This is a genomic window from Streptomyces sp. NPDC002403 (genome assembly GCF_053593015.1).
The window spans coordinates 133698-153708 of sequence record NZ_JBSFBQ010000015.1 but is presented as its reverse complement, the minus strand read 5'-3'; the positions used below and the strand labels follow the sequence as shown (position 1 = coordinate 153708).

General features: G+C 71.9%; 19 protein-coding genes and 2 pseudogenes. 10 read left to right on the top strand and 11 right to left on the bottom strand.

Annotated elements, in window-relative coordinates; all coding sequences use genetic code 11:
* Positions 1-3: 3 nt before the first annotated feature.
* Positions 4-132: pseudogene (locus tag ACWCPY_RS19075) on the top strand (DNA polymerase III); the annotation flags it as partial.
* Here ACWCPY_RS19075 and trpS read toward each other — a convergent pair.
* Positions 126-1175: a tryptophan--tRNA ligase gene (gene trpS, locus ACWCPY_RS19070; RefSeq protein ID WP_451266342.1), complete on the bottom strand. Its 1050-nt coding sequence runs from the start codon at positions 1173-1175 to the stop codon at positions 126-128. The pseudogene ACWCPY_RS19075 and the gene trpS sit on opposite strands and share 7 nt — an antisense overlap.
* 244 nt (positions 1176-1419) lie before the next feature.
* Between trpS and ACWCPY_RS19065 the strand changes: the two are divergent.
* Positions 1420-1497 (top strand): annotated as a pseudogene (locus tag ACWCPY_RS19065) (DUF6624 domain-containing protein); the annotation flags it as partial.
* A gap of 42 nt (positions 1498-1539) precedes the next feature.
* On the opposite strand, the gene ACWCPY_RS19060 reads toward ACWCPY_RS19065, so the two are convergent.
* The 4 genes from ACWCPY_RS19060 to ACWCPY_RS19045 all read right to left on the bottom strand — a co-directional run bounded on the left by ACWCPY_RS19060 (position 1540) and on the right by ACWCPY_RS19045 (position 4519).
* A complete protein-coding gene (locus ACWCPY_RS19060; protein WP_451266340.1) occupies positions 1540-2019 on the bottom strand; it encodes a nuclear transport factor 2 family protein in 480 nt (159 codons plus the stop codon).
* A 198-nt stretch (positions 2020-2217) separates the two neighbouring features.
* Complete coding sequence (locus tag ACWCPY_RS19055; protein WP_451266338.1) at positions 2218-2628, bottom strand: VOC family protein; 411 nt, start codon at positions 2626-2628, stop codon at positions 2218-2220.
* Between the two features lie 114 nt (positions 2629-2742).
* A complete protein-coding gene (locus ACWCPY_RS19050) occupies positions 2743-4374 on the bottom strand; it encodes a hypothetical protein (RefSeq protein WP_451266336.1) in 1632 nt (543 codons plus the stop codon).
* A 4-nt stretch (positions 4375-4378) separates the two neighbouring features.
* Positions 4379-4519 carry a DUF6126 family protein gene (locus tag ACWCPY_RS19045; protein ID WP_451266334.1) on the bottom strand — a complete coding sequence of 47 codons (141 nt, stop codon included), beginning with the start codon at positions 4517-4519 and terminating at the stop codon, positions 4379-4381.
* 154 nt (positions 4520-4673) lie between these two features.
* On the opposite strand from ACWCPY_RS19045, the gene ACWCPY_RS19040 reads away from it, so the two are divergent.
* From ACWCPY_RS19040 to ACWCPY_RS19030, 3 genes are all read left to right on the top strand, one after another.
* Complete coding sequence (locus ACWCPY_RS19040; protein ID WP_451266332.1) at positions 4674-5789, top strand: LLM class flavin-dependent oxidoreductase; 1116 nt, start codon at positions 4674-4676, stop codon at positions 5787-5789.
* Positions 5790-5812: 23 nt separating this feature from the next.
* Positions 5813-6466 (top strand): FMN reductase, encoded by a 654-nt coding sequence (locus ACWCPY_RS19035; RefSeq protein WP_451266378.1) that lies wholly within the window; start codon positions 5813-5815, stop codon positions 6464-6466.
* Positions 6467-6585: 119 nt separating this feature from the next.
* Entirely contained in the window at positions 6586-7008 is a 423-nt protein-coding gene (locus ACWCPY_RS19030) for a universal stress protein (RefSeq protein WP_266417079.1), read from the top strand.
* Between the two features lie 93 nt (positions 7009-7101).
* Here the strand turns inward: ACWCPY_RS19030 and ACWCPY_RS19025 are convergent, their stop codons facing one another.
* Complete coding sequence (locus ACWCPY_RS19025; RefSeq protein ID WP_451266330.1) at positions 7102-7512, bottom strand: hypothetical protein; 411 nt, start codon at positions 7510-7512, stop codon at positions 7102-7104.
* A gap of 119 nt (positions 7513-7631) precedes the next feature.
* Here ACWCPY_RS19025 and ACWCPY_RS19020 point away from each other — a divergent pair, with 119 nt between their 5' ends.
* The 3 genes from ACWCPY_RS19020 (at position 7632) to ACWCPY_RS19010 (ending at position 11674) form a co-directional block, all read left to right on the top strand.
* The gene (locus tag ACWCPY_RS19020) at positions 7632-8528 is read left to right on the top strand and encodes a hypothetical protein (protein WP_451266328.1); all 897 of its coding nucleotides are present in this window, start codon (positions 7632-7634) and stop codon (positions 8526-8528) included.
* A gap of 115 nt (positions 8529-8643) precedes the next feature.
* Positions 8644-9594, top strand: coding sequence for an NADP-dependent oxidoreductase (locus ACWCPY_RS19015; protein ID WP_451266326.1), 951 nt, complete (start codon positions 8644-8646; stop codon positions 9592-9594).
* A gap of 157 nt (positions 9595-9751) precedes the next feature.
* Positions 9752-11674: an FUSC family protein gene (locus ACWCPY_RS19010; RefSeq protein WP_451266324.1), complete on the top strand. Its 1923-nt coding sequence runs from the start codon at positions 9752-9754 to the stop codon at positions 11672-11674.
* A 33-nt stretch (positions 11675-11707) separates the two neighbouring features.
* Here the strand turns inward: ACWCPY_RS19010 and ACWCPY_RS19005 are convergent, their stop codons facing one another.
* Positions 11708-12109 carry an RNA-binding S4 domain-containing protein gene (locus ACWCPY_RS19005; protein WP_451266322.1) on the bottom strand — a complete coding sequence of 134 codons (402 nt, stop codon included), beginning with the start codon at positions 12107-12109 and terminating at the stop codon, positions 11708-11710.
* Between the two features lie 56 nt (positions 12110-12165).
* Positions 12166-13809, bottom strand: a complete 1644-nt coding sequence (locus tag ACWCPY_RS19000; protein ID WP_451266320.1) for a hypothetical protein — start codon at positions 13807-13809, stop codon at positions 12166-12168.
* A gap of 369 nt (positions 13810-14178) precedes the next feature.
* On the opposite strand from ACWCPY_RS19000, the gene ACWCPY_RS18995 reads away from it, so the two are divergent.
* Entirely contained in the window at positions 14179-15729 is a 1551-nt protein-coding gene (locus ACWCPY_RS18995; RefSeq protein ID WP_451266318.1) for a VWA domain-containing protein, read from the top strand.
* On the opposite strand, the gene ACWCPY_RS18990 is transcribed toward ACWCPY_RS18995, so the two are convergent.
* Together ACWCPY_RS18990 and ACWCPY_RS18985 are read right to left on the bottom strand one after the other, a co-directional pair.
* Positions 15663-16874, bottom strand: a complete 1212-nt coding sequence (locus ACWCPY_RS18990; protein ID WP_451266316.1) for a sensor histidine kinase — start codon at positions 16872-16874, stop codon at positions 15663-15665. The genes ACWCPY_RS18995 and ACWCPY_RS18990 overlap by 67 nt on opposite strands.
* Entirely contained in the window at positions 16871-17524 is a 654-nt protein-coding gene (locus ACWCPY_RS18985; RefSeq protein ID WP_329820461.1) for a response regulator transcription factor, read from the bottom strand. Before ACWCPY_RS18985 ends, ACWCPY_RS18990 begins: the two co-directional genes overlap by 4 nt.
* Before the next feature lie 148 nt (positions 17525-17672).
* Here ACWCPY_RS18985 and metG point away from each other — a divergent pair, with 148 nt between their 5' ends.
* The gene (gene metG / locus ACWCPY_RS18980) at positions 17673-19313 is read left to right on the top strand and encodes a methionine--tRNA ligase (RefSeq protein WP_451266314.1); all 1641 of its coding nucleotides are present in this window, start codon (positions 17673-17675) and stop codon (positions 19311-19313) included.
* 86 nt (positions 19314-19399) lie between these two features.
* Here the strand turns inward: metG and ACWCPY_RS18975 are convergent, their stop codons facing one another.
* Positions 19400-19981, bottom strand: a complete 582-nt coding sequence (locus tag ACWCPY_RS18975) for a Uma2 family endonuclease (protein WP_451266312.1) — start codon at positions 19979-19981, stop codon at positions 19400-19402.
* Between the last annotated feature and the right edge of the window lie 30 nt (positions 19982-20011).

Genomic DNA, 20011 nt, shown 5'->3' with positions numbered 1-20011 from the left:
TGGGTGGCGGGCCTCCCCCTGGAGGGCCGCCACCACAGCGGCGCGGACGACGCCTGGGACATCGCGGCCCTGATCCTGGAGGTGGCGGCCCGGGGCGCCTGGCCGGAACCCGGCGGGCGGACCCACTACTGAAGCGCGCCCCCCATCGCCCCTCGCACCTCGTCCAGCGTCGCCGCCGCGATCTCGTTGGCGCGCTCGTTCCCGGCCCGGAGCACCGACCGTACGTACCCCATGTCCCGCGCGTACTCGGCCCGCCGGGCCCGGATCGGCGCCATCCGGCCGTTGACGGCCTCGGTCACGGTCCGCTTGAGGACGGCCGCACCGCCCCCACCGATCTCCTCGGCCACGGCGTGCGGTTCCCGGTCCAGACAGAGCGCCGCCAGCAGCACCAGCGAGGACACCCCGGGCCGGTTCTCGGGGTCGTACGTGATGTGCCGCTCGGCATCCGTCTTCGCGCCCTTGATCAGCCGGGCGGTCTCGTCCGCGTCGGCGCCCAGCGCGATGGAGTTGCCCCGGCTCTTGCTCATCTTGGTGCCGTCGGTGCCGAGGAGGAGCGGCGCGTCGGAGAGCAGCGCGTCCGGTTCCGGGAAGACCGCCCCGTACCGCTCGTCGAAGCGCCGGGCGATCGTCCGGGTGACTTCGAGGTGCGGCAGCTGGTCCTGCCCGACCGGCACCAGGTTCCCCTTGCAGAACAGGATGTCGGCGGCCTGGTGCACGGGGTACGTGAACATCAGCCCGCTGACGGCCGACTGCCGGGAGTGCGCGATCTCGTCCTTGACGGTGGGGTTGCGGTTCAGCTCGGCGACGGAGACCAGGCTCAGGAACGGCAGCATCAGCTGGTTGAGCGCGGGCACGGCGCTGTGGTTGAAGACCGTCGAGCGTGCCGGGTCGATGCCGACGGCCAGGTAGTCCAGCAGCATCCCCTCCATGTACTCGCCGAGCCGGTCGGCGGTGTCCCGGTCCGTGAGCACCTGGTAGTCGGCGATGATCACGAAGACGTCCACCCCGAGCTCCTGGAGCCGGACGCGGTTGTGGAGGGTGCCGAAGTAGTGCCCGAGGTGCAGGGGCCCGGTGGGCCGGTCCCCTGTCATCACCCGGAACCTCTCCGGGGCCTGCCGGATCCGCGCCTCCAGCTCGGCGGCGCGCTGCTCGGGCGATGCGGTGGCGATGCTCATGGGTCTGTCTCCTCGCGATGCTGGTTGCGTGGAGGACGGCCCGCCGTGATCCCACCGGCATCCGTACCCGTACGAGGGCAGAGAAAAGGGCCGTCCCTATCGAACGGCCCTGATTCCGTGCAGAGAGGAGGTGGCCGCTCCTAGAAGGAGCGCCACCAGTTCCGGCACGGTACGGAGGTCATGACCCGAGCGTAACCGAACCGGACTCCGTCCACCCGGCCTTTGCGGCTCCGCGTCGCGCCGCGAAGAGCCCGAGCGCATGGACGAACTCCGTGCGGAAGTTGGCATCGAGCCCTTCGACGAGTACGTCGCCGAGTTCGCGACGCCCTGCCGCCCCGCCCCTTCTCCAGCCGCGTCCCGCGGCTCAGGCGGCGGAAGCCGGTCCGAGTTCCGCCGGCAGTCGCGGCGGCGAGCCCTGGGTCCACACCACGCGCAGCGCCGAGGCGGAGATCCTCCAGCCGTCGGCCGTCCGGACCAGTTCGGTGTCGGCATGGCCGGCGGAGATGAAGAGGCCGCCCGAGCCGTCCGCCAGGACGTGGGTGCTCAGCTGGGCACCCCGGGCAGTGGCCCGGTCCCCGTCGATCTCGATGACGGCGTTGGTGCCCAGGTGCACCGTTCGGTCGAACAGTGCCATTCCTCGCCGGATGTGCGCGAGCAGGGCGTCACGGCCGTGGACGGTGCCGATGGGCATCTCCGCGGTGACGTCCTCGGTGTGGAACGCGCGCGCCCACTCCTCGTCGAATACGCCGTCGTCCAGGGAACGCAGGTAGCGGTCCATCAGGTCGGTGATCTCGGCCCGGTCGGTCAGTGCGCGCAACTGTCGCTGCATCTCTGCGGTGTTCATGGCAGGAGACTTCTGCCTCAAGCGCGGTTGAGGTCAAGGCACTTGGCTCTGCGCGTCCGGGTCCCGGGCCAGGACCAGCTCACCGGCCGTGGCCAGGAGGGAGGCGTCGGCGCCGGTGGCGGGCAGCGCGCCGGGCGCGGGGAGGCGGGTGGCCCGTACGCCGTCGGCGGTGAGCGCGAGACGCCAGTGGCAGATCCGTCAGGCGTTGCTCCACCCGCGCCGGCACAGAACGAGCCGGTATCCGTCCGGGTCCTCCACGGTGACGCCCCACTCGTTCCAGTACGGGTTCGGCGACGCGACCCGCCTGCCGCCGTGCTCCTCCAGGCGGTCCACCGTCTCCTGCGGTACCGGGCCGTCGAAGTAGAGGACGAGCAGGTCCTCGTCGGTGGGGCGGGGGTCGGTGGGGTGGTCGCCGCCGTGGACGAGTTCGAGGTGCCAGGACGCGTCCGGGTGGCCCACCATGAGCAGGTCGTGGGTGCCGGGCTCCGGGTCCGCGTCGGCGCGGAACAGGACGTCCAGCCCGAGGCCGTCCGCCCAGAACCTCTCGGCCGCGGCGAGGTCCCGGGACGGGCGGGCGATGCGGATGTGGGTCTGTCCGGTGAACGGCACGGCGGGGCTCCTGCCTGGCGGCGGCACGCCCTGCGCGTGCCCGGCCCGCAGCGTAGGAGGACGGGAGGCCACGCCGCATCGGTCCCGGGGCGGGCCGCGCCTCCGTCGGCTGTCCTACGCCGGCCCGTCCCGGGGTGCGCCGCGCCTTCGCACGCCGTCCTGCAACTGCCCCAGCACCTCGTCGAACGCCTTGCTCCAGCCCGTCTCCGGGCCCCAGTTGTCCTCCGCCCTCGACAGGAGCAGGACCCTGGCGGGTACGCCGGCCACCGCGTAGGCGGCGAGCCTGTGGTGGCCGTCCAGGACGGCGGCCGCCAGGAAGCGTTCGGGGTACTCGGCCTGCACGTAGATGTCCTCGACCCAGGCGAGGGCCAGGGCGGCGGGGCGGCGGCCCGCCGTGACAGCCGAGGCGTACCGGGCCACCGTGCCCGCGTCGAGTGCGTCCAGCGGCTGGGACGGGAGCAGCACGCCGTATGTCGGGGTGTCGCCGGGGATGCGGTCGCGCAGCTGGAAGTGGTCGGTGCCCGGCCAGTCGTCGAGGGGGTTGTCGGTGTACGGCTCGTCGCCCTCGCGCAGCTCACGGCGCCGGCTCCACCACGAGGCCGCCGGGTCGGTCACCCGCTCCAGGGCCAGGTCGGTCAGGTGGGCGCGGTAGTGCCCGGTCGGGAGCTCCGCGATGAGGGGAACGGCCGCGTCGAGGACGCCGGATCCCAGGTCGTCCACGTCGGCGAGTGCGGTGCGCAGGCGGTCCGCGCCCTCCCGGACCGTCCGGGGCGGCCAGCCGAGGAGGGCCATCGTCGTCTCGCACGTACCGCAGTCCGAGCCGACGTGATAGACGCGCTCACCGTCGATCCGTAGGGACTTGTCCCAGCGGGGCCAGGACGTGCCGGGCGCGGGCGGGTCGTAGTCGATACGGATCCTGCCCCGGCCGTCCTCGACGGTGAAGCGCGCGTGGCGTGGGGAGTCGAGTGCGAACGGGCCGACCGACGGCGGGACCGGGCCGTCCGGCCGGCGCTCGGACCAGATGCCGTGCAACAGCCTGCCGTGGTCGCCGTCGGGAGGATCCAGGGGGAGCAGCGGGTGCCGGCCGGTGAGGGCGACCAGGGCGTGGTGCACGTCGCCCGCGGGCTCCCGGTTCGTCTCCAGCTCCCGCAGGAGGTGGGGCACCGCGGCCGGGTCGTCCAGCAGTTCCAGGGCCACGACGAAGGCGCCGTGCTGGAGTCCGGTCAGGCCGGGGAGTCGTTCCGCGACCGGCACCGTCCACTCCCGGGCTCCGAGCCGCCCCAGCGCCATGGCCGCGCGCCCGCCCAGGCGCTCGTGGTCCAGCAGCCCGCCGAGGAACGGTGCGAAACCCGCATCCTCGGACAGCCCCATCGCGTCCACCAGCGGTTCCACCGCGCCGAGCTCCTCGGCGAGCCGGTGCAGCTCGGCCGCCGGGATACGCAGCCTGCGCTGCACCGCCGTGCCCAGCAGCTCCTTCGCGCCGTCGCCGTCGCCACCGCTCTCGGAGAGCAGGCGCAGGCACACCGGGACCGCTGGTTCGCCGAGGGCCCCCAGCAGCCAGGTGAGGTGGCGCCGCTCGGTCGGCGCCGCCCGGCCGTAGCGGGCCTCGATCGCGTCGGGCAGGCCCGCCGGGGCGTCCTCGGCCAGTGCGAACAGCGCGCTCCGGATGTCGTCCGCCGCCAGCACCGTCTCCAGGCGCGCCGGTGCCGTGCCGTCCACGCCGTCCATGTCCCCCGCCCCGCTCACTTCACTACTTCTTCGCGTGCTCGCCCACGTAGAACAGGATCCAGACGAATCCCGCGAAGAGATGCGTGGCGAAGACGTAGACGAAGACGCGCAGGGCCACGCCGCGCTCCTTCCAGCGCTCGCTCCCGCCGCCGCTCCCGCTCACTGTCCCGCCTCCGCGAAGGTGCGGTCCGTGGCCGGTCCGCGCGTCCCGTCCAGGGTACGCAGCGGCCCGGGGACACCGGTGGAATAGGTCAGAGGGGTGCTCCGTTGTAGGGTGTGTTCACATAGTTCAACGTTCAACAAAACGGAGGCGGACCATGGAGTTCGGGATCTTCACCGTCGGGGACGTCACCACCGACCCCACGACCGGCAGGACGCCGAGCGAGAACGAGCGGATCAAGGCCACCCTCGCCATCGCCCAGAAGGCGGAGGAGGTCGGCCTGGACGTGTTCGCCACCGGTGAGCACCACAACCCGCCGTTCGTCCCGTCCTCCCCGACGACCACGCTCGGCTACATCGCCGCCCGCACCGAGAACCTGATCCTGTCCACGTCCACGACGCTGATCACCACCAACGACCCGGTGAAGATCGCCGAGGACTACGCGACGCTCCAGCACCTCGCGGACGGCCGCGTCGACCTGATGATGGGCCGCGGCAACACCGGTCCGGTCTACCCCTGGTTCGGCAAGGACATCCGGCAGGGCATCCCGCTCGCCATCGAGAACTACGCCCTGCTGCACAAGCTGTGGCGCGAGGACGTCGTGGACTGGGAGGGCAAGTTCCGTACGCCGCTGCAGTCCTTCACCGCGACCCCGCGCCCGCTGGACGGCGTCCCGCCGTTCGTCTGGCACGGCTCCATCCGCTCCCCGGAGATCGCCGAGCAGGCCGCGTACTACGGCGACGGCTTCTTCCACAACAACATCTTCTGGCCCATCGAGCACACCAAGAAGATGGTGAACCTGTACCGGCAGCGGTACGCGCACTACGGGCACGGCACCGCCGAGCAGGCCATCGTCGGCCTCGGCGGCCAGGTGTTCATGCGGAAGAACTCGCAGGACGCGGTACGGGAGTTCCGCCCGTACTTCGACAACGCGCCGGTCTACGGACACGGGCCCTCCATGGAGGACTTCACCCGGCAGACCCCGCTGACCGTCGGCTCTCCGCAGGAGGTCATCGAGCGGACCCTGTCCTTCCGCGACGCAGTCGGCGACTACCAGCGCCAGCTGTTCCTGATGGACCACGCGGGACTGCCGCTGAAGACGGTCCTGGAGCAGCTCGACATCCTCGGCGAGGAGGTCGTCCCGGTGCTGCGCAAGGAGTTCGCCGCGCTGCGCCCGGCCGGGGTCCCGGACTCCGCGCCCGTCCACCCGGCCGTCGCCGCCCGCACCGCCACTGCCGCCACTGCCACCGCTGCCGCCACGAAGGAGGCCTGACCACCGTGTCCACCACGTCCGGCGTGTTCGCGACCGAACCCCTGCGCATCGTCGCCGTGTCGGCGGGGCTGAGCAGCCCGTCCTCGACCCGGCTGCTGGCCGAGCGGCTGGCCGGTGCCGCCCGTGAGCGGCTGCTGGCCGAGCAGGACCGCACGGTCGAGGTCCGGGTGATCGAACTGCGCGACCTGGCCGTCGACATCGCCAACCACCTGGTCACCGGGTTCCCGCCGGCCGCCCTGGACACCGCGATCAAGGAGGTGGCGGAGGCGGACGGGCTGATCGCCGTCTCGCCGGTGTTCACCGCCTCGTACAGCGGGCTGTTCAAGTCGTTCTTCGACCTGATCGACAACACGGCGCTGACCGGCAAGCCGGTCGTCATCGCGGCGACCGGCGGCACCGCCCGCCACTCGCTGGTCCTGGAGCACGCGATGCGCCCGCTCTTCGCCTACCTGCGGGCCACCGTCGTACCGACGTCCGTGTACGCGGCCTCGGAGGACTGGGGCTCGTCCGGCGACGAGTACACCGACGGCCTGCCGTCCCGCATCCGGCGGGCGGGCGGCGAGCTCGCGGCCATGATCACGGGCGGCCGGGCGGCGTCCGGGGCACCGAGGACGCCCGGGCTGGACGACGAGGTCGTGCCGTTCGAACAGCAGCTCGCCGACCTCCGCCTGGACTGAGGGACCCGCCTGCGGAAACCTTGTCCGGGTTTGATTAGAGTTACACCGAAAGATGCGTCGTACGAGCCCGTCTCGTACGACGCATCCGCGCACTGAGCCGAACCGAGCTGGAGGCAGTGATGGGCAGGATCGTGGTGGGCGTGGACGGCTCCGAGTCGTCGGTCAAGGCACTGCACTGGGCCGTACGCCAGGCGGAGCTGACCGGTGACACGGTGGAGGCCGTCAACAGCTGGGAGTACCCCGCGACGAGCTGGGCGTCGATGATGCCCGGCATGCCGGAGGACTTCGACCCGCAGGCCCTGGCGACCGTGGCCCTCACCGAGACGCTGGAGGAGGCCCTGGGCGCCGAGGGCGCGGCGGCGGTCAGCAAGATCGTGGTGATCGGCAACCCGGCCCAGTCCCTGCTGGACCGCGCCGAGGGAGCCAGCCTCCTGGTCGTGGGGGCGCGCGGCTACAGCGGCTTCAAGGCGACCCTGCTCGGCTCGGTCAGCCTCCATGTCACCCAGCACGCACCGTGCCCGGTGACGGTCGTACGCGGCTGACGACGAGCCGGGCCGGCGGAACGGCCGCGGACATGAGGGCGGGCCCGCACCGATGGTGTGCGGGCCCGCCCTCGCGTCGTACCTGCGCGGCGCTCACGTCCGCTCGTGCGTGTAGAAGATGTAGAAGGTGGTGATGAACATGCCGAGGCCCACCGCCAGTCCCAGCATCGCGGACCGCAGCACGCTCGAATCGGTCAGCCCGACCAGCAGCCCGATCGCCGCCGCCGTCAGCGCGCCGTAGGCCACCGCCCGCACCAGGGGCAGCATGGTGTGCTGGATCCGGCCCAGCGCGAAGCACAGGACGGCGAGCACCGCCGCCGTGATCAGGCCGTACCAGAACTGCCGGTAGCCGGTCGCGCCGTTGTTGCGCAGGACGAACGAGGCGTAGAGGCCGTACGCCGCACCCAGCGTGACGGGGATCGCCCAGGAGAGCGCGCTGTGCCCGCGTGCGTGTGCCCTCGGCCCGGACCGTCCGCGAGCCGGCGTTGCTGCGTGTGTGGACATGGCGGAGTTCTCCTTCCGTGACTCCTTTTCCTTCCAGGGCACACCCGGCCGCGCCGCCCGGCAACTCGGATGGCGTACGGCCCGGGGCGCGGCGCCCGTCCGCGGGATTCCCTGGGAGGGTGCGGACGTATCTCTCGGCGGGTCTCTCGGCGGTACTGGTGGTGCTGCTCGCCGTCCTCGTCCCCGTCGGCGCGCTGTCCGCCTGGGTGGATCTGGAGATCGACAACACGGACCGTTACGTCGACGCGGTGGCTCCGCTCGCCTCCGACCCCGCTGTGCAGGGCACCGTCACCGACCTCATCACGGACGGGGCGATGAAACAGATCGACGCCGGACCGCTCCAGAACACCGTGCGGAACTTCCTGCACCAGGCGGTGCGGTCCTTCACCACCACCGACGCCTTCCAGGACGCGTGGAACGCCGCCAACCGCACCGCCCACGAGGCCGTCACCGCCGCCCTGAACGGCAACACCGGCGAGGCCGTGACCATCGACCTGGCGCCCGTGACCGAGCGGACCAAACAGAATCTGGAGGAGAACGGGGTGCCGTTCGCCGACCGGATCCCGGTCCAGCACACCGACATCACGCTCATCTCCGCCGACCGCGCCGACCAGCTGCGCCAGACCTTCCGCCTGCTGCGGACAGGCAGCATCCGGCCGGCCGTGGCCACACTCGTGGTCGCCGCCGGGGCCGTGGTCGTGGCCTGGGCGCGCGGCGGCGGCCCGGGGCGCAGGCGCTCCGGGCTCGCGGCGCTCTCCGCCACCGCCGTGGCCGGGCTCGGCCTCGCGCTCGGGGCGCTGCTGCTGCGCGCGGTGGTCGCGTACGCCCGAGGCCGGGTGCTGTCCGGGGTGCCGGACAGCGAGACGGCGGGGGCGGCTGCGGTGTACGACGCGCTCACGGGCTCGCTGCGCACGACGGTGTGGATCGTGTTCGCGGCGGGGCTGGCGGTGGCGCTGTGCGCGGTGCTGGTACGGCGGCGGGCGGCCCGGGGACGGCCCGCGCCGGGCACGGGATGACCCGGGCGCGGCGCCGCACGGCGAGGGCTCCCGGGCTCGACGTGCGGCGGTGGACGGGCCGGGGAAGAGTGGATCTCGTGACTGCCGGATCGGGGGCGACTGAGAGGTCTTCCGCATGCGAGCCATAGCCGTCGGCGCGTTCCGGGCCGACCCCGCACTGGTGGAGATGCCCAAGCCCGAGCCGGAGGCCGGAGAGGTACGGGTCAGGATCGAGTACGCCGCACTCAACCCGTCCGACTGGCAGGCCGCACAGGGGGCGCCGGACGACGGGCCGGCGCCGCGCGTGTTCCCGATGGTCGTCGGCGTGGACTTCGCGGGCCGGGTGGACATGATCGGCAGCGGCGAGAACCGGTTCCGGGTCGGCGACCACGTCTTCGGCCGGGTCGCCCGGCCGAACGCGGCCGGGGGCGGCACGTACTGCGACTACGTGTCCGTGCCCCAGGACTCCGCCATCACCGTCGTCCCGCCCGGCCTCCCCCTCCGGGCCGCGGCCGCACTGCCCTCCGCCGGGATGACCGCCGCCCAGCTCCTGGAGATCGCGGTCCTGCGCGGCCACGAGAGCCTGCTGGTCATCGGTGCGGCGGGCGGCGTCGGCAGCTATCTCACCCAGCTCGCCTCGGCCCGCGACATACGCGTGATCGCCGCCGTGCGCGGCGACGAGCACAAGCGGATGACCGAGCTCGGCGCCGCCGCCACGATCGACATCACCGACCGCCCCCTCGAAGCGGCGGTACGGGAGAGCTGCCCGGACGGCGTCGACGCACTGGTCGACCTGGCCTCCACCACCCCGGACTCCTTCGCCGCCCATGCCGCACCGGTCCGCCCCGGCGGGATCGCGCTCACCACCCGGGGCGTCGCCGCCGGGGCGGCCCTGCCCGCGGGCGTGACCGGCATCGACTTCCGGCTCGAACCCACCCCGGTCCTGCTGGACGTCCTGGCCGCCGGCGCCGTCGAAGGCGTGCTGCGGGTGCCCATCGACATCGAACTCCCGCTGGAGAAGGCCCCGCAGGCCCTCGACCGGAACCGGACGGGCGGCGCCCGCGGCAAGACCGTCATCGTGCTCTGAGCCCTCGGACGGGTCCGGGGCCCGGACGGGCCGTCACCGCTGCGCACCGTCGGAGCACGGCTGCGTACCGTTGAAGCACGGCTCGAACAGCGCCGGGATCCGCACGATTCAGGGGGACGCGTTGACCGATACCGAGGCCCCTTCCGGACGACGCCGCGTGACGCCACCCCCCTGGCTGCTGAGCGGGCTGCGCCCGCAGTCGTCCACGCCCATCGCCTGGGCGGCGGTCGCGCGCGCCGCCGTCTCCCTGGCCACGCCGCTCGCCGTCGGCTTCGCGCTGGACCGGCCCGCGTACGGAGCGCTCGTCTCCATGGGCGCGCTCTCCGGTGTCATCGGCGACACCGCCGACGCGTACCGGATGCGCATCATCAACATCGCCGTGCCCCAGCTCTTCGGCGCGCTCGGCGTCATGCTCGGCACGCTGGTGTACGGAACCGGCTGGGCGGCCGTCGCCGCGCTGACCCTGGTCGGTCTGGTCTCCGGGATGATGTCGACGATCGGCGCCGTCGCCTCCGTGTCCGGGCTGCTCCTCCTGCTCAACGCGGTGGTCGGCGCCGGACTCCCGATGCCGCAACCCTGGTGGGTGGCGCCGCTGCTGCTCACGGTCGGCGGGCTGTTCGTCCTCACCCTGACCCTGCTGGCCTGGCCGCTGCGCCGGAAGCTCCCGGAGCGGGTCTCGGTCGCGGACACCTATCTCGCCGTCGCCGACCTGCTCGCCGCCGCGGGCACCGACGCGTACGAGGACCGACGGCACGCCGTCACCCAGTCCCTCAACACGTCCTACGACCTGATCCTGGCCCGCCGGGCCCGCTACCACGGCCGCAGCAACGCTGCGGTGCGGCTGCTCGCCCAGCTCAATGTCGTCATCCCGCTCGTCGAGGCGGCCCCCGCCGTCCATGTGCGCCGGTGCCCGCTCCCCGACGAGATCCCGGCGGCGGTACGCGAACTGGCCGCCGCCGTCGAGGAGAGCCGTACCGGCCGCCCCGAACTCACCCTGCCCGTACCGGACTCACCCGCCACCCGGGCCGTGGACAGCGCCCTGCGGCACGCGGCGGTCGTCGTGCACAAGGCCGACCCCGACCCGTACAACGTCGACGACCGGCTCGGCCGCCCGGCCGTGCTCGGGGTACGGATCCGGCGGGCCACCCGCGACGTACTGCTCTCCGGGGCCTCCTGGCGCTACGGGCTGCGCCTGGCCCTGTGCATCGGCCTGGCCCAGGCGCTGACCTCGCTGATCCCGGTGCCGCGCTCCTACTGGGTCGCGCTGACCGTCACGTTCGTCCTCAAACCGGACTTCGGCTCGGTGTTCTCGCGGGCCGTGCTGCGCTCGGTGGGCACCGCGGCCGGACTCGTGGTCGCCGCGCCGGTGCTCGCCGCGGTGCCGGTCGGCTGGTGGGACGTGCCGGTGATGGTGGTGCTCGCCGCGCTGATCCCGGCGCTGACGGCGAAGGGCTACGCCTTCCAGACCGCGGCCATCACCCCGGTCATCCTGCTCCTGTCCGACCTGCTGAACCACCAGGGCTTCCACCTGGTCTGGCCGCGGTTCCTGGACAGCCTGATCGGCTGCGCGATCGTGCTGGTGGCGGGCTATCTGCTGTGGCCGGAGAGCTGGCACGTACGGATCGGCCACCGGCTCGCCGACGCCGTCACGGACATCGCCGACTACGTGGCGTACGCCTTCGAGCCGGGCGGCTCCGGCGACCGGGCGGAACGGGTGCGGGCCCGGCGCCGGATCTACCGCGATCTGTCGGTCGTACGTTCCGAGTTCCAGCGCGCCCTGACGGAGCCGCCCCCGGTCGGCACCCGGGCCGCCGCCTGGTGGCCGCTGGTCGTCGCGGTCGAACGCATCGTGGACGCGACGACGGCGGCCCGGGTCCGGGTCAACCACGGAGCACCCGAGCCGCCGCCCGGGGAGGTCGCGGAGGTCCGGCGGCAGTTGCGGGAGCTGGCCGACGGGATCCGGGCGAGCGAGGTCCTGGTGGGGGTGCGCGCCGAACTCCCGGGCGACGAGGAGGGCGTACTGGCCCCGCTGCGCCAGGAGGTGGCGGCGGCGCGGGCGATCGCCTCGCCCCAGCCGTAGCGGAGCGGGGAGCGGGGCGATCGCCCCGAGGCCTCAGTCCGTGGGACCGGCCCCGCGCAGCCGGTCCATCTCGCGCCGGTCCCGCTTCGTCGGCCGCCCCGCGCCCCGGTCCCGGACCGGAACCTGGATCGCCACCTCGCGCGGCGGCGGGGGCGGGCTGTTGTCGATGAAGCACTCCGCCGCGACCGGAGGGCCGACCCTCTTCTTGACGATCTTCGAAACGACCACGACCCGGTCGCGGCCGGCGTGCCGGAGCCGTACCTCGTCGCCGACGCGCACCGCCTGGGCGGGCTTGGCGCGCTCACCGGCGACCTTCACATGACCCGCGCGGCAGGCGGCAGCGGCCTGCGAACGGGTCTTCGTCAGCCGGACCGACCAGATCCAGACGTCGACCCGAACGCTGCCCTCCGCCTGCGGCGCCTCACCGGAAACCATGTGTCCGACTCTAGGGCCTGCCATCGGGTCCGTGGGGTTCGCGAGGGTCGTGGGGATCAGCCGAAGTCGCTGATCACCTCACTCATGTTGTAGCTGTACACCTCGCGCTTGCACGACCCGCACCTGCTCGGCGCGTGCTCGCTGAGCGACCACAGCTGCGGCGCGAAGCCGTCACCGCGCCCGTGCGCGAGGTAGAGGTCCTCGGGCCCGAACGACGACTGCAGCGTCTTCGTGTTGCCGACGAGCCGGGACGTTCCGTCGACGGTGCCGGGCGTGGCCTGGAGCAGCCGGCCGTTGTCGTAGCCGTTGCTGCGGTGGAAGTACCACTTGCCCTCGTACCGCGTGACGCCCTGGATCTTGTGCCACAGGGCCTCGTTGCCGAACGTGGCGCCGGTCGGCAGACCGTAGGCCAGATCGGCGGAGGCGGCCGTGCCGGACGCGCCTTCGACGGCGGCGGTCAGCGCGGTCATCGGGTACGTGCCCACGCGGCCGGGGCTCGTGCCGCCGTTGTTGGTGTTGCAGTACTCACCCAGCACCATGTGGTCGGTGTCGGTGCGGTCCAGCGAGATGTACGAGGCCTTCGGGCGGCCGGTGGCGTAGCACTGGTTCCCGCTGGTGGTCCCGCCGTTCTTCGCCGTGGTGAACTTCAGCGTGGCGACCTGCGGCATGACGTAGCGGTAGCCGTATCCGTACCAGACGTTGCTCTGCCGGCCGATCCGCCTCTTGTCCACGACGTTGCTGACCAGGCCGTCCGGCGTCGGGTCGTCGACGTCGGCGTTGTTGTCCGGGTTGAGGTCCATGATCTTGCGCAGGTCGAAGACCCGCATGCCGTTGGCGGTGTCGGCGACGTACAGATAGTTGCCGTACCAGACCATTCCACCGGCGTGGATGCCGTTCTGCGCGGCGCAGGCGGACGTCACCTCGGTGAGGCACTTGCCCTCGCGCGCGTGCAGCGCGTCGAAGGAGATGTGGTCCTTGGAGTTCATGTACGGCCAGACCAGCAGCACATGGCGGTACATCTTGGTCGCCTGGTTGAAGAAGCTGACCCGGATGCCCTTCTCGTTGCAGGCGTCCGGCACCGGGCTCAGGAGGCAGTTGTCCTTGCCGGAGGCGTAGTCGCTGCGGCCCGGGTTCTCCGCGTCGTAACCGGCCACGGCGATCGGCTCGGAGTTGGACGTGCCCCAGTCCTCGTCCTCCTGCGCGTCCGAGACTCCGGTGATGGCCTGCGGCACCCACTCCGAGGAGGTGGCGTCGTCGCTCTTCCAGCAGACGCGGTGGTTGACCGCCAGATCGGGTCCGTAGATCCCGGCGGCCCCGCAGGCGCCCTCCCAGTCGGCGGGCCGGTTGGCCTGTTCCATCAGCTCGGTGAGGCCCTGCTTGGGCAGTGCGTCGTCCAGCTTGGTGACGAGACCCGAGATGTCGGTGCCCTTCGCCAGCTTGAAGTCGGCGGCCCGTCCCGGGACGGGGGCTGCGGCGAGCGCGGAGCCGCCCGGGGCGGCGGAAGCGGCCCCATCGCCCGCTGCGGTTCCGGTTCCGGTTCCGGCGAAGTCGTCCTGCTCGCCTTCGGATTCATTGTCGAAGCCGTCGTCCGGCATGCCTTCGTTGCCCGGTACGGGGTCGTCGGCGGCCCGCGCCGCGGACGGCGGGACGGACGCCGGGGCGGCGGCGGCACCGGCTGCCGGAACGAGGCCGGAAAGCATCGCCCCTGCCGCGACGGCACAGGCGGCAAAACGCGTTCTACGGGATGGTTTTCCCATGAGGAGCCCTTCTTGACAACGCGGGCGAACAACGGACAACGGTGCACCTGACTTCGCGCCAGGCACACCGTTCGTTCACGTTAACAAGGCAACTCAAGACCTGGTGCGCACATTTGAACGACGTACATCAGGCCCGCACGGCATGCGCACAGGACTCGTTCAGGGATCGGTTCCGGCTCAGTTCCCACACGGGCGGGCCGCGCCACCGAAGGGCCGGATCCGGCCGCTAACCTTACGTATCCGCCCTGGCCAGGGATCAATTCCCGCAGGTCGGACATTTCTCGCACCCAACTCACGCGAAAGGCCTCGCCCATGGGCATTCGGAGCTTGCTGCGCAAGGTGTTCGGCCGTGACCGCGCGGAGCAGGACACGCCGACGGCCACGGTCCCGCCCCAGACCGAGCGCACCGCGCCCGCGGAGTCGGAGCCGGAGTCGGTCAAGGCGACGGAGACGGCGGACGAGCCGGCCCCGGTGCTCGAAACCGCCCCGGCCACGAAGGCCACGGTCCCGGCCCCCGCCTCTCCCCGTTCCGCCGACGACAGCGGTCTGGCCTCGGACCTGGTGGCGGCCGCCTTCGACAAGCCGTCCATCCCCACGGTTCCGTCGCAGGGTTCGGCCCCGAAGCCGGAGTCGACGAAGCCGGAGCCGGAGCCGAAGCCGAAGGCAGAGGCAGAGGCGACGGCGGAGCCGGAGGAGCCGGAGGAGCCGAAGGCAGAGGAGCCGAAGGCAGAGGAGCCGAAGGCAGAGGTCGTGGAGGCTGCGGAGGCGGAGGTCGTGGAGACGCCCGCCGAGGCGGAGCCGGCCGTCGCCGAGGCGAAGGCCGAGTCCGTAGCCGCAGAGCCGGAGCCTGCCGAGGCCGAGGCCGAAGCCGAAGCCGAGCCGGTCAAGGCCGAAGCCGAACCGGAGCCGGTCAAGATCGAGGTCGAGGTCGAAGTCGAAGCCGAACCGAAGCCGGTCAAGATCGAGGTCGAGGTCGAAGCCGAGCCCGAGCCGGTCAAGGCCGAGCCCGAGGGCGAGCCGGTCAAGGCCGAGCCCGAAGCCCCCGCCGAGCCCGAGGCCGCACAGTCCGCCGAGCCCGAGGCGCAGGCGGAACCCGAGCCCGAGCCCACCCCCGAAGCGACCCCGGCCCCGGCCCCGGCATCCGCCTCCACTCCCGCACCCGCCTCCACGCCCAAGCCCGCCGTCACCCTCGCCCGGGTCAAGTCGCGTGCTCCCGGGCTCGTCGACGCGTACAAGGCCGCGCAGGCCGGGCTGAAGGCCCACGGGCTGACCGGGCTGCGGGCCACCGTGTACCTGGTCCTCGACCGCTCCGGCTCCATGCGGCCGTTCTACAAGGACGGCAGCGCCCAGCACCTGGGCGACCGCACCGTCGCGCTCGCCGCGCACCTGGACGAGAACGCGACCGTCCCCGTCGTCTTCTTCTCGACGGACATCGACGGCACCGGCACGGTCGGCCTCGCCGACCACGAGGGCCGGATCGACGAGCTGAACGCGGGCCTCGGCCGCCTCGGCCGTACGAACTACCAGCGCGCCGTCGAAGAGGTCGTCGCGCACTACGAGAAGTCGGAGGCGACCGGCCCCGCCCTGGTGGTCTTCCAGACGGACGGCCCGCCGGACGCCAAGCAGGCCGCCAAGCAGGCGCTGGCCGACGCGGCGCGGCTGCCGCTGTTCTTCCAGTTCGTCGCGTTCGGCGACGAGGACGCCAAGGGCTTCGACTTCCTGCGCAAGCTGGACGCCCCGAACGCCGGGTTCTTCCACGCGGGCCCCGCGCCCCGCGAGGTCGCGGACACCGCGTTCTACCGCGAGGTCCTCGCCGCGCTCCCCGCGTGGATCGCGGCCCGCGACACCGCGGCCGGCGCCTGATCCACCGGCAGACGTACGGTCACGGCGAGCCCGCCCCCCGGGCCCGGCACCGCCGTGACCGTACCGCCGTGCGCGACGGCGATGGAGCGCACGATCGAGAGGCCGAGCCCCGACCCCCGCCCCATCCGGTCCTTGCCCTCACCCCGCCGGAACGGCTCGAACAGCCCGGGGATGTCCGCCGCGTCCACCACGGGCCCGGTATTGCGCACCTCCAGCAGCGCCCCGCCGCCGGCCGTCACCAGCGCCACGTCCACCGTCCCGCCCGGCACGTTGTACGTGACCGCGTTGGCCAGCAGATTCGCCACCAGCTGCGCGAGCAGCATCCGGTTCCCCCGCACCCTGCAGAAGTGGGTGTCGGCCCGCACGCCCGGGTGCCGGGCCGTCTCCTCCGCCACCACCTGCGCGAGGTCCACCGTCTCCCGCTCGCCCTCGGCGAGCCCGCGCTCGCTGCGGGCCAGGACCAGCAGCCCCTCGATGAGCCGCTCGCTGCGCCGGTTGTTGTCCAGGAGCGTCTGCCGGGTCCGTACGAGATCCTCCGGGGACGGGTCGTCCAGACCGATCTGGATCGCGGCCCGCTGGGTGGCCAGCGGGGTCCGCAGCTCGTGGGAGGCGTTGGCGATGAACCGCCGCTGACTGTCGAAGGCCTTCTCCAGCCGGGCCAGCAGCGCGTCGAGCGTGTCGCCCAGCTCCTTCAGCTCGTCGTCCGGCCCGCTGGACGCGATCCGCTCGTGCAGATTGTGCTCGGAGAGGCGGCGCGCCTTCGCGGTCATGGCGTGGACGGGGCGCAGCACCCGCCCCGCGGTCCACCAGCCCACGCCGACCGCGCAGGCCGTCATGACGAGCAGCGAGGCCGCGGACCAGATGAGCAGCTGGTGCCCGGCCGCGTCGCTGACGTGGTCGGTGAGGTCGTAGACGGTGGGCGGGCCGAGACTGCGCCGGGTGACCAGCGGACCGTTCACCGCGTAACCGGGCTGGACGACCGCGGCCGTGCGGGCGATGTCGCGCGCCTGGGAGTCCGTACCGGCGCGGGAGGCGAGGTTGACGGTGGCGAGCAGCGCCGTGCCGAGGATCAGGAACACTCCGCCGTACACGAGCGCGATCCGAGTCCGGATCCTGGAGTGCGGCACCTGCGCGAAGCGCCTCACAGGGCGTACCCCACGCCCTGCACCGTACGGATCAGCGCCGGTTCGCCGAGCTTCCCGCGGAGCTTGCTCATGCAGACGCGGACGGCGCCGGTGAAGGGATCGGCGTTGGCGTCCCAGGCCCGCTCCAGCAGCTCCTCGGCGCTGACGGTCCCGCCGTCGGCCTCCAGCAGCAGCTGGAGCACGGTGAACTCCTTCGGCGAGAGGTCCAGCTCCCGCCCGTCCCGCGCGGCGGTGCGCCGTACGGTGTCGAGCCGGATGCCGTGCCGTTCCAGCTGCGGCGGCACGGGGCGGGCGCTGCGCCGCCGCAGCGCCCGTACCCGCGACACCAGCTCGGGGAACTCGAAGGGTTTGCCCAGGTAGTCGTCGGCGCCGAGGTCGAGTCCGGCGACCCGGTCCTCCATGGAACCGGCGGCGGTGAGCATCAGGATCCTGGTCCGGGAACCGGAGGCGACGAGGCCGCGCGCCACGTCGTCGCCGTGCACCCGCGGCAGGTCGCGGTCGAGGACGACGACGTCGTAGTCGTGCAGCCCCAGGTAGGCGAGGGCGGCGTCACCGCTGTACACCGTGTCGACGGCGAACCCGGCCCGCCGCAGCCCGGTGGCGACCAGCTCCGCCAGGATTTCCTCGTCCTCGGCGACCAGTACCCGCATCGTGATGTCCCCTGCCTCGTACACGCGTGTCCACTCCCTCCCAGGATGCGTCTTTGTTACGGGAAGGGATGTTTCGCAAAGGTCTCCACGGCCGTGGCGGGGTTTATCGGTGTGAGTTGATCTCCCGCAGGCCGTTAGGATTTCGACCATGGCGGCCACTGGATCCGAGAAGCAAGGGGGCGACGGCGTGAAGAGTTTCTACGTATCGACCCCCATCTACTACGTCAACGACGCTCCTCACCTGGGCCACGCCTACACGACCGTCGCAGGCGACGTGCTCACGCGCTGGCACCGCCAGCGCGGCGAGAAGGTGTGGTACCTCACCGGCACGGACGAGCACGGTCAGAAGATCATGCGCACTGCCGAGGCGAACGACGTCACGCCCCAGGAATGGTGCGACAAGCTCGTCGAGGAGGCATGGAAGCCCCTCTGGGAGCACCTGAACATCGCGAACGACGACTTCATCCGTACGACGGAGAAGCGGCACACCGACCGGGTGCAGGAGTTCGTGCAGGACCTGTACGACAAGGGCGAGATCTACAAGGGCGGCTACGAGGGCCCGTACTGCGTGGGCTGCGAGGAGTACAAGCTCCCCGGCGACCTCGTGGAGGGCGAGGACGGCGTCAAGCTGTGCCCGATCCACAAGAAGCCGGTGGAGATCCTCAAGGAGGAGAACTACTTCTTCAAGCTGAGCGCCTACGGCCCGAAGCTGATGGAGTTCTACGCGAACAACCCGGGCTTCATCCAGCCCGAGTCCGCCCGCAACGAGGTCGTGAACTTCGTCAAGCAGGGCCTCCAGGACCTCTCCATCTCCCGCTCGACCTTCGACTGGGGCGTCCCGGTGCCGTGGGACGAGAAGCACGTCATCTACGTGTGGGTCGACGCCCTGCTGAACTACGCCACGGCGGTCGGCTACGGCGCCAACCAGGAGAAGTTCGACGGGACCTTCCCCGCGAACGTGCACCTGGTGGGCAAGGACATCCTCCGCTTCCACGCGGTGATCTGGCCCGCGATGCTGATGGCGCAGGGTCTGCCGCTGCCGGGCCGGATCGCGGCCAACGGCTGGCTGATGGTCGGCGGCGAGAAGATGTCGAAGTCGAACCTGACGGGCATCAAGCCGCAGGACCTGACCTCGCACTTCGGCGTGGACGCGTACCGCTGGTACTTCCTGCGCGCCATCGCGTTCGGCAGCGACGGCTCGTTCTCCTGGGAGGACTTCTCGGCCCGCTACACCTCCGAGCTCGCCAACGACTACGGCAACCTCGCCTCGCGCGTCGCGGCCATGGTCGGCAAGTACTTCGGCGGGACGCTCCCGGAGGCCACCGCGTCGGGTGAGGCCGAGCAGGCGATCCAGGACGGTCTGGCGAAGGCCGTCGCCGCGGCCGACGAGAAGATCGGCGAGGAGCTGGACTTCCAGGCCGGCATCCTGGCGATCTTCGACTTCGTGAAGCAGGTCAACGGCTACATCACGGAGCAGGAGCCCTGGAAGGTCGCCAAGACCGCATTCTCCGGTACTGCTGACGCAGCGGGCTCCCCCGAGGACCAGGCCCGCCTCGCGACGATCCTCTACACGGCCGCCGAGTCGCTGCGCGGTGTCGCGGTCCTGCTCAACGCCGTGATGCCGGAGACCTCGCAGAAGCTGTGGGAGTCCCTGGGCGCCGAGGAGTCCCTGGGCGCCCTGGCCGACCAGCGCGTCCAGGACGCGGGCAACTGGGGCCGGCTCCCGGCGGGCGCGACGGTGACGAAGGGCGCGGTGCTGTTCCCGCGCCTGGAGGAGAAGCCCGCGTAGGCGGGTCTCACACACATGTGGCGAAGGGCGGGACCGCGTGCCGGTCCCGCCCTTCGCCGTGCTGCCGTATGTGCTCCGCCCCCCGGTCAGCGGACCCAGTTCTTCAGCGGCTCGGTGTCCAGTTCGATACCCACCGGGTCGGGCAGTTCGACGTTCTTCCCGAACGGAACCGTCACCACCTGCTCGTACCGCACACCGTCGGGCTGCGAGTGCACCTTGACCTCGCAGGTGTCGCGGTCGATGAGCAGATAGACGGGGATCCCGGTCTCGGCATACGCGCGCGGCTTCTCGACCCGGTCCCGGCGGTCGGTGTCCTCGTCGTACGAGGTGACCTCGACGACCATCAGGACTCCGTCGGCGCTGGCCCATTCGCCTTGGCCGACGAAGGTCCCACTGCGAGCGAGCGCCCCATCGGGCCGGGCGTTCCCCCTGCGGTACGTCTCGATGCGCAGCCCCTGTTCGGCGTAGAGCCAGCGGCCGGGATCAGCCTGCATGCACTGCCGGGTGAGCCACTCGATGATTCGCCCGTGATCCCCGTCCGGCACAGCCTTGACCCCCATTTTCCCGTTCACGAACTCCAGACGCAGTGCTTCCTCGGCGCGTATGGCGTGACGGGCAAGGTCCTCGAAGACCTCCTGTGTCAGCACACCCTCGTCAGTCACGGTCATCACTGCCTCCTGGAACGGAAACGGGCTGCC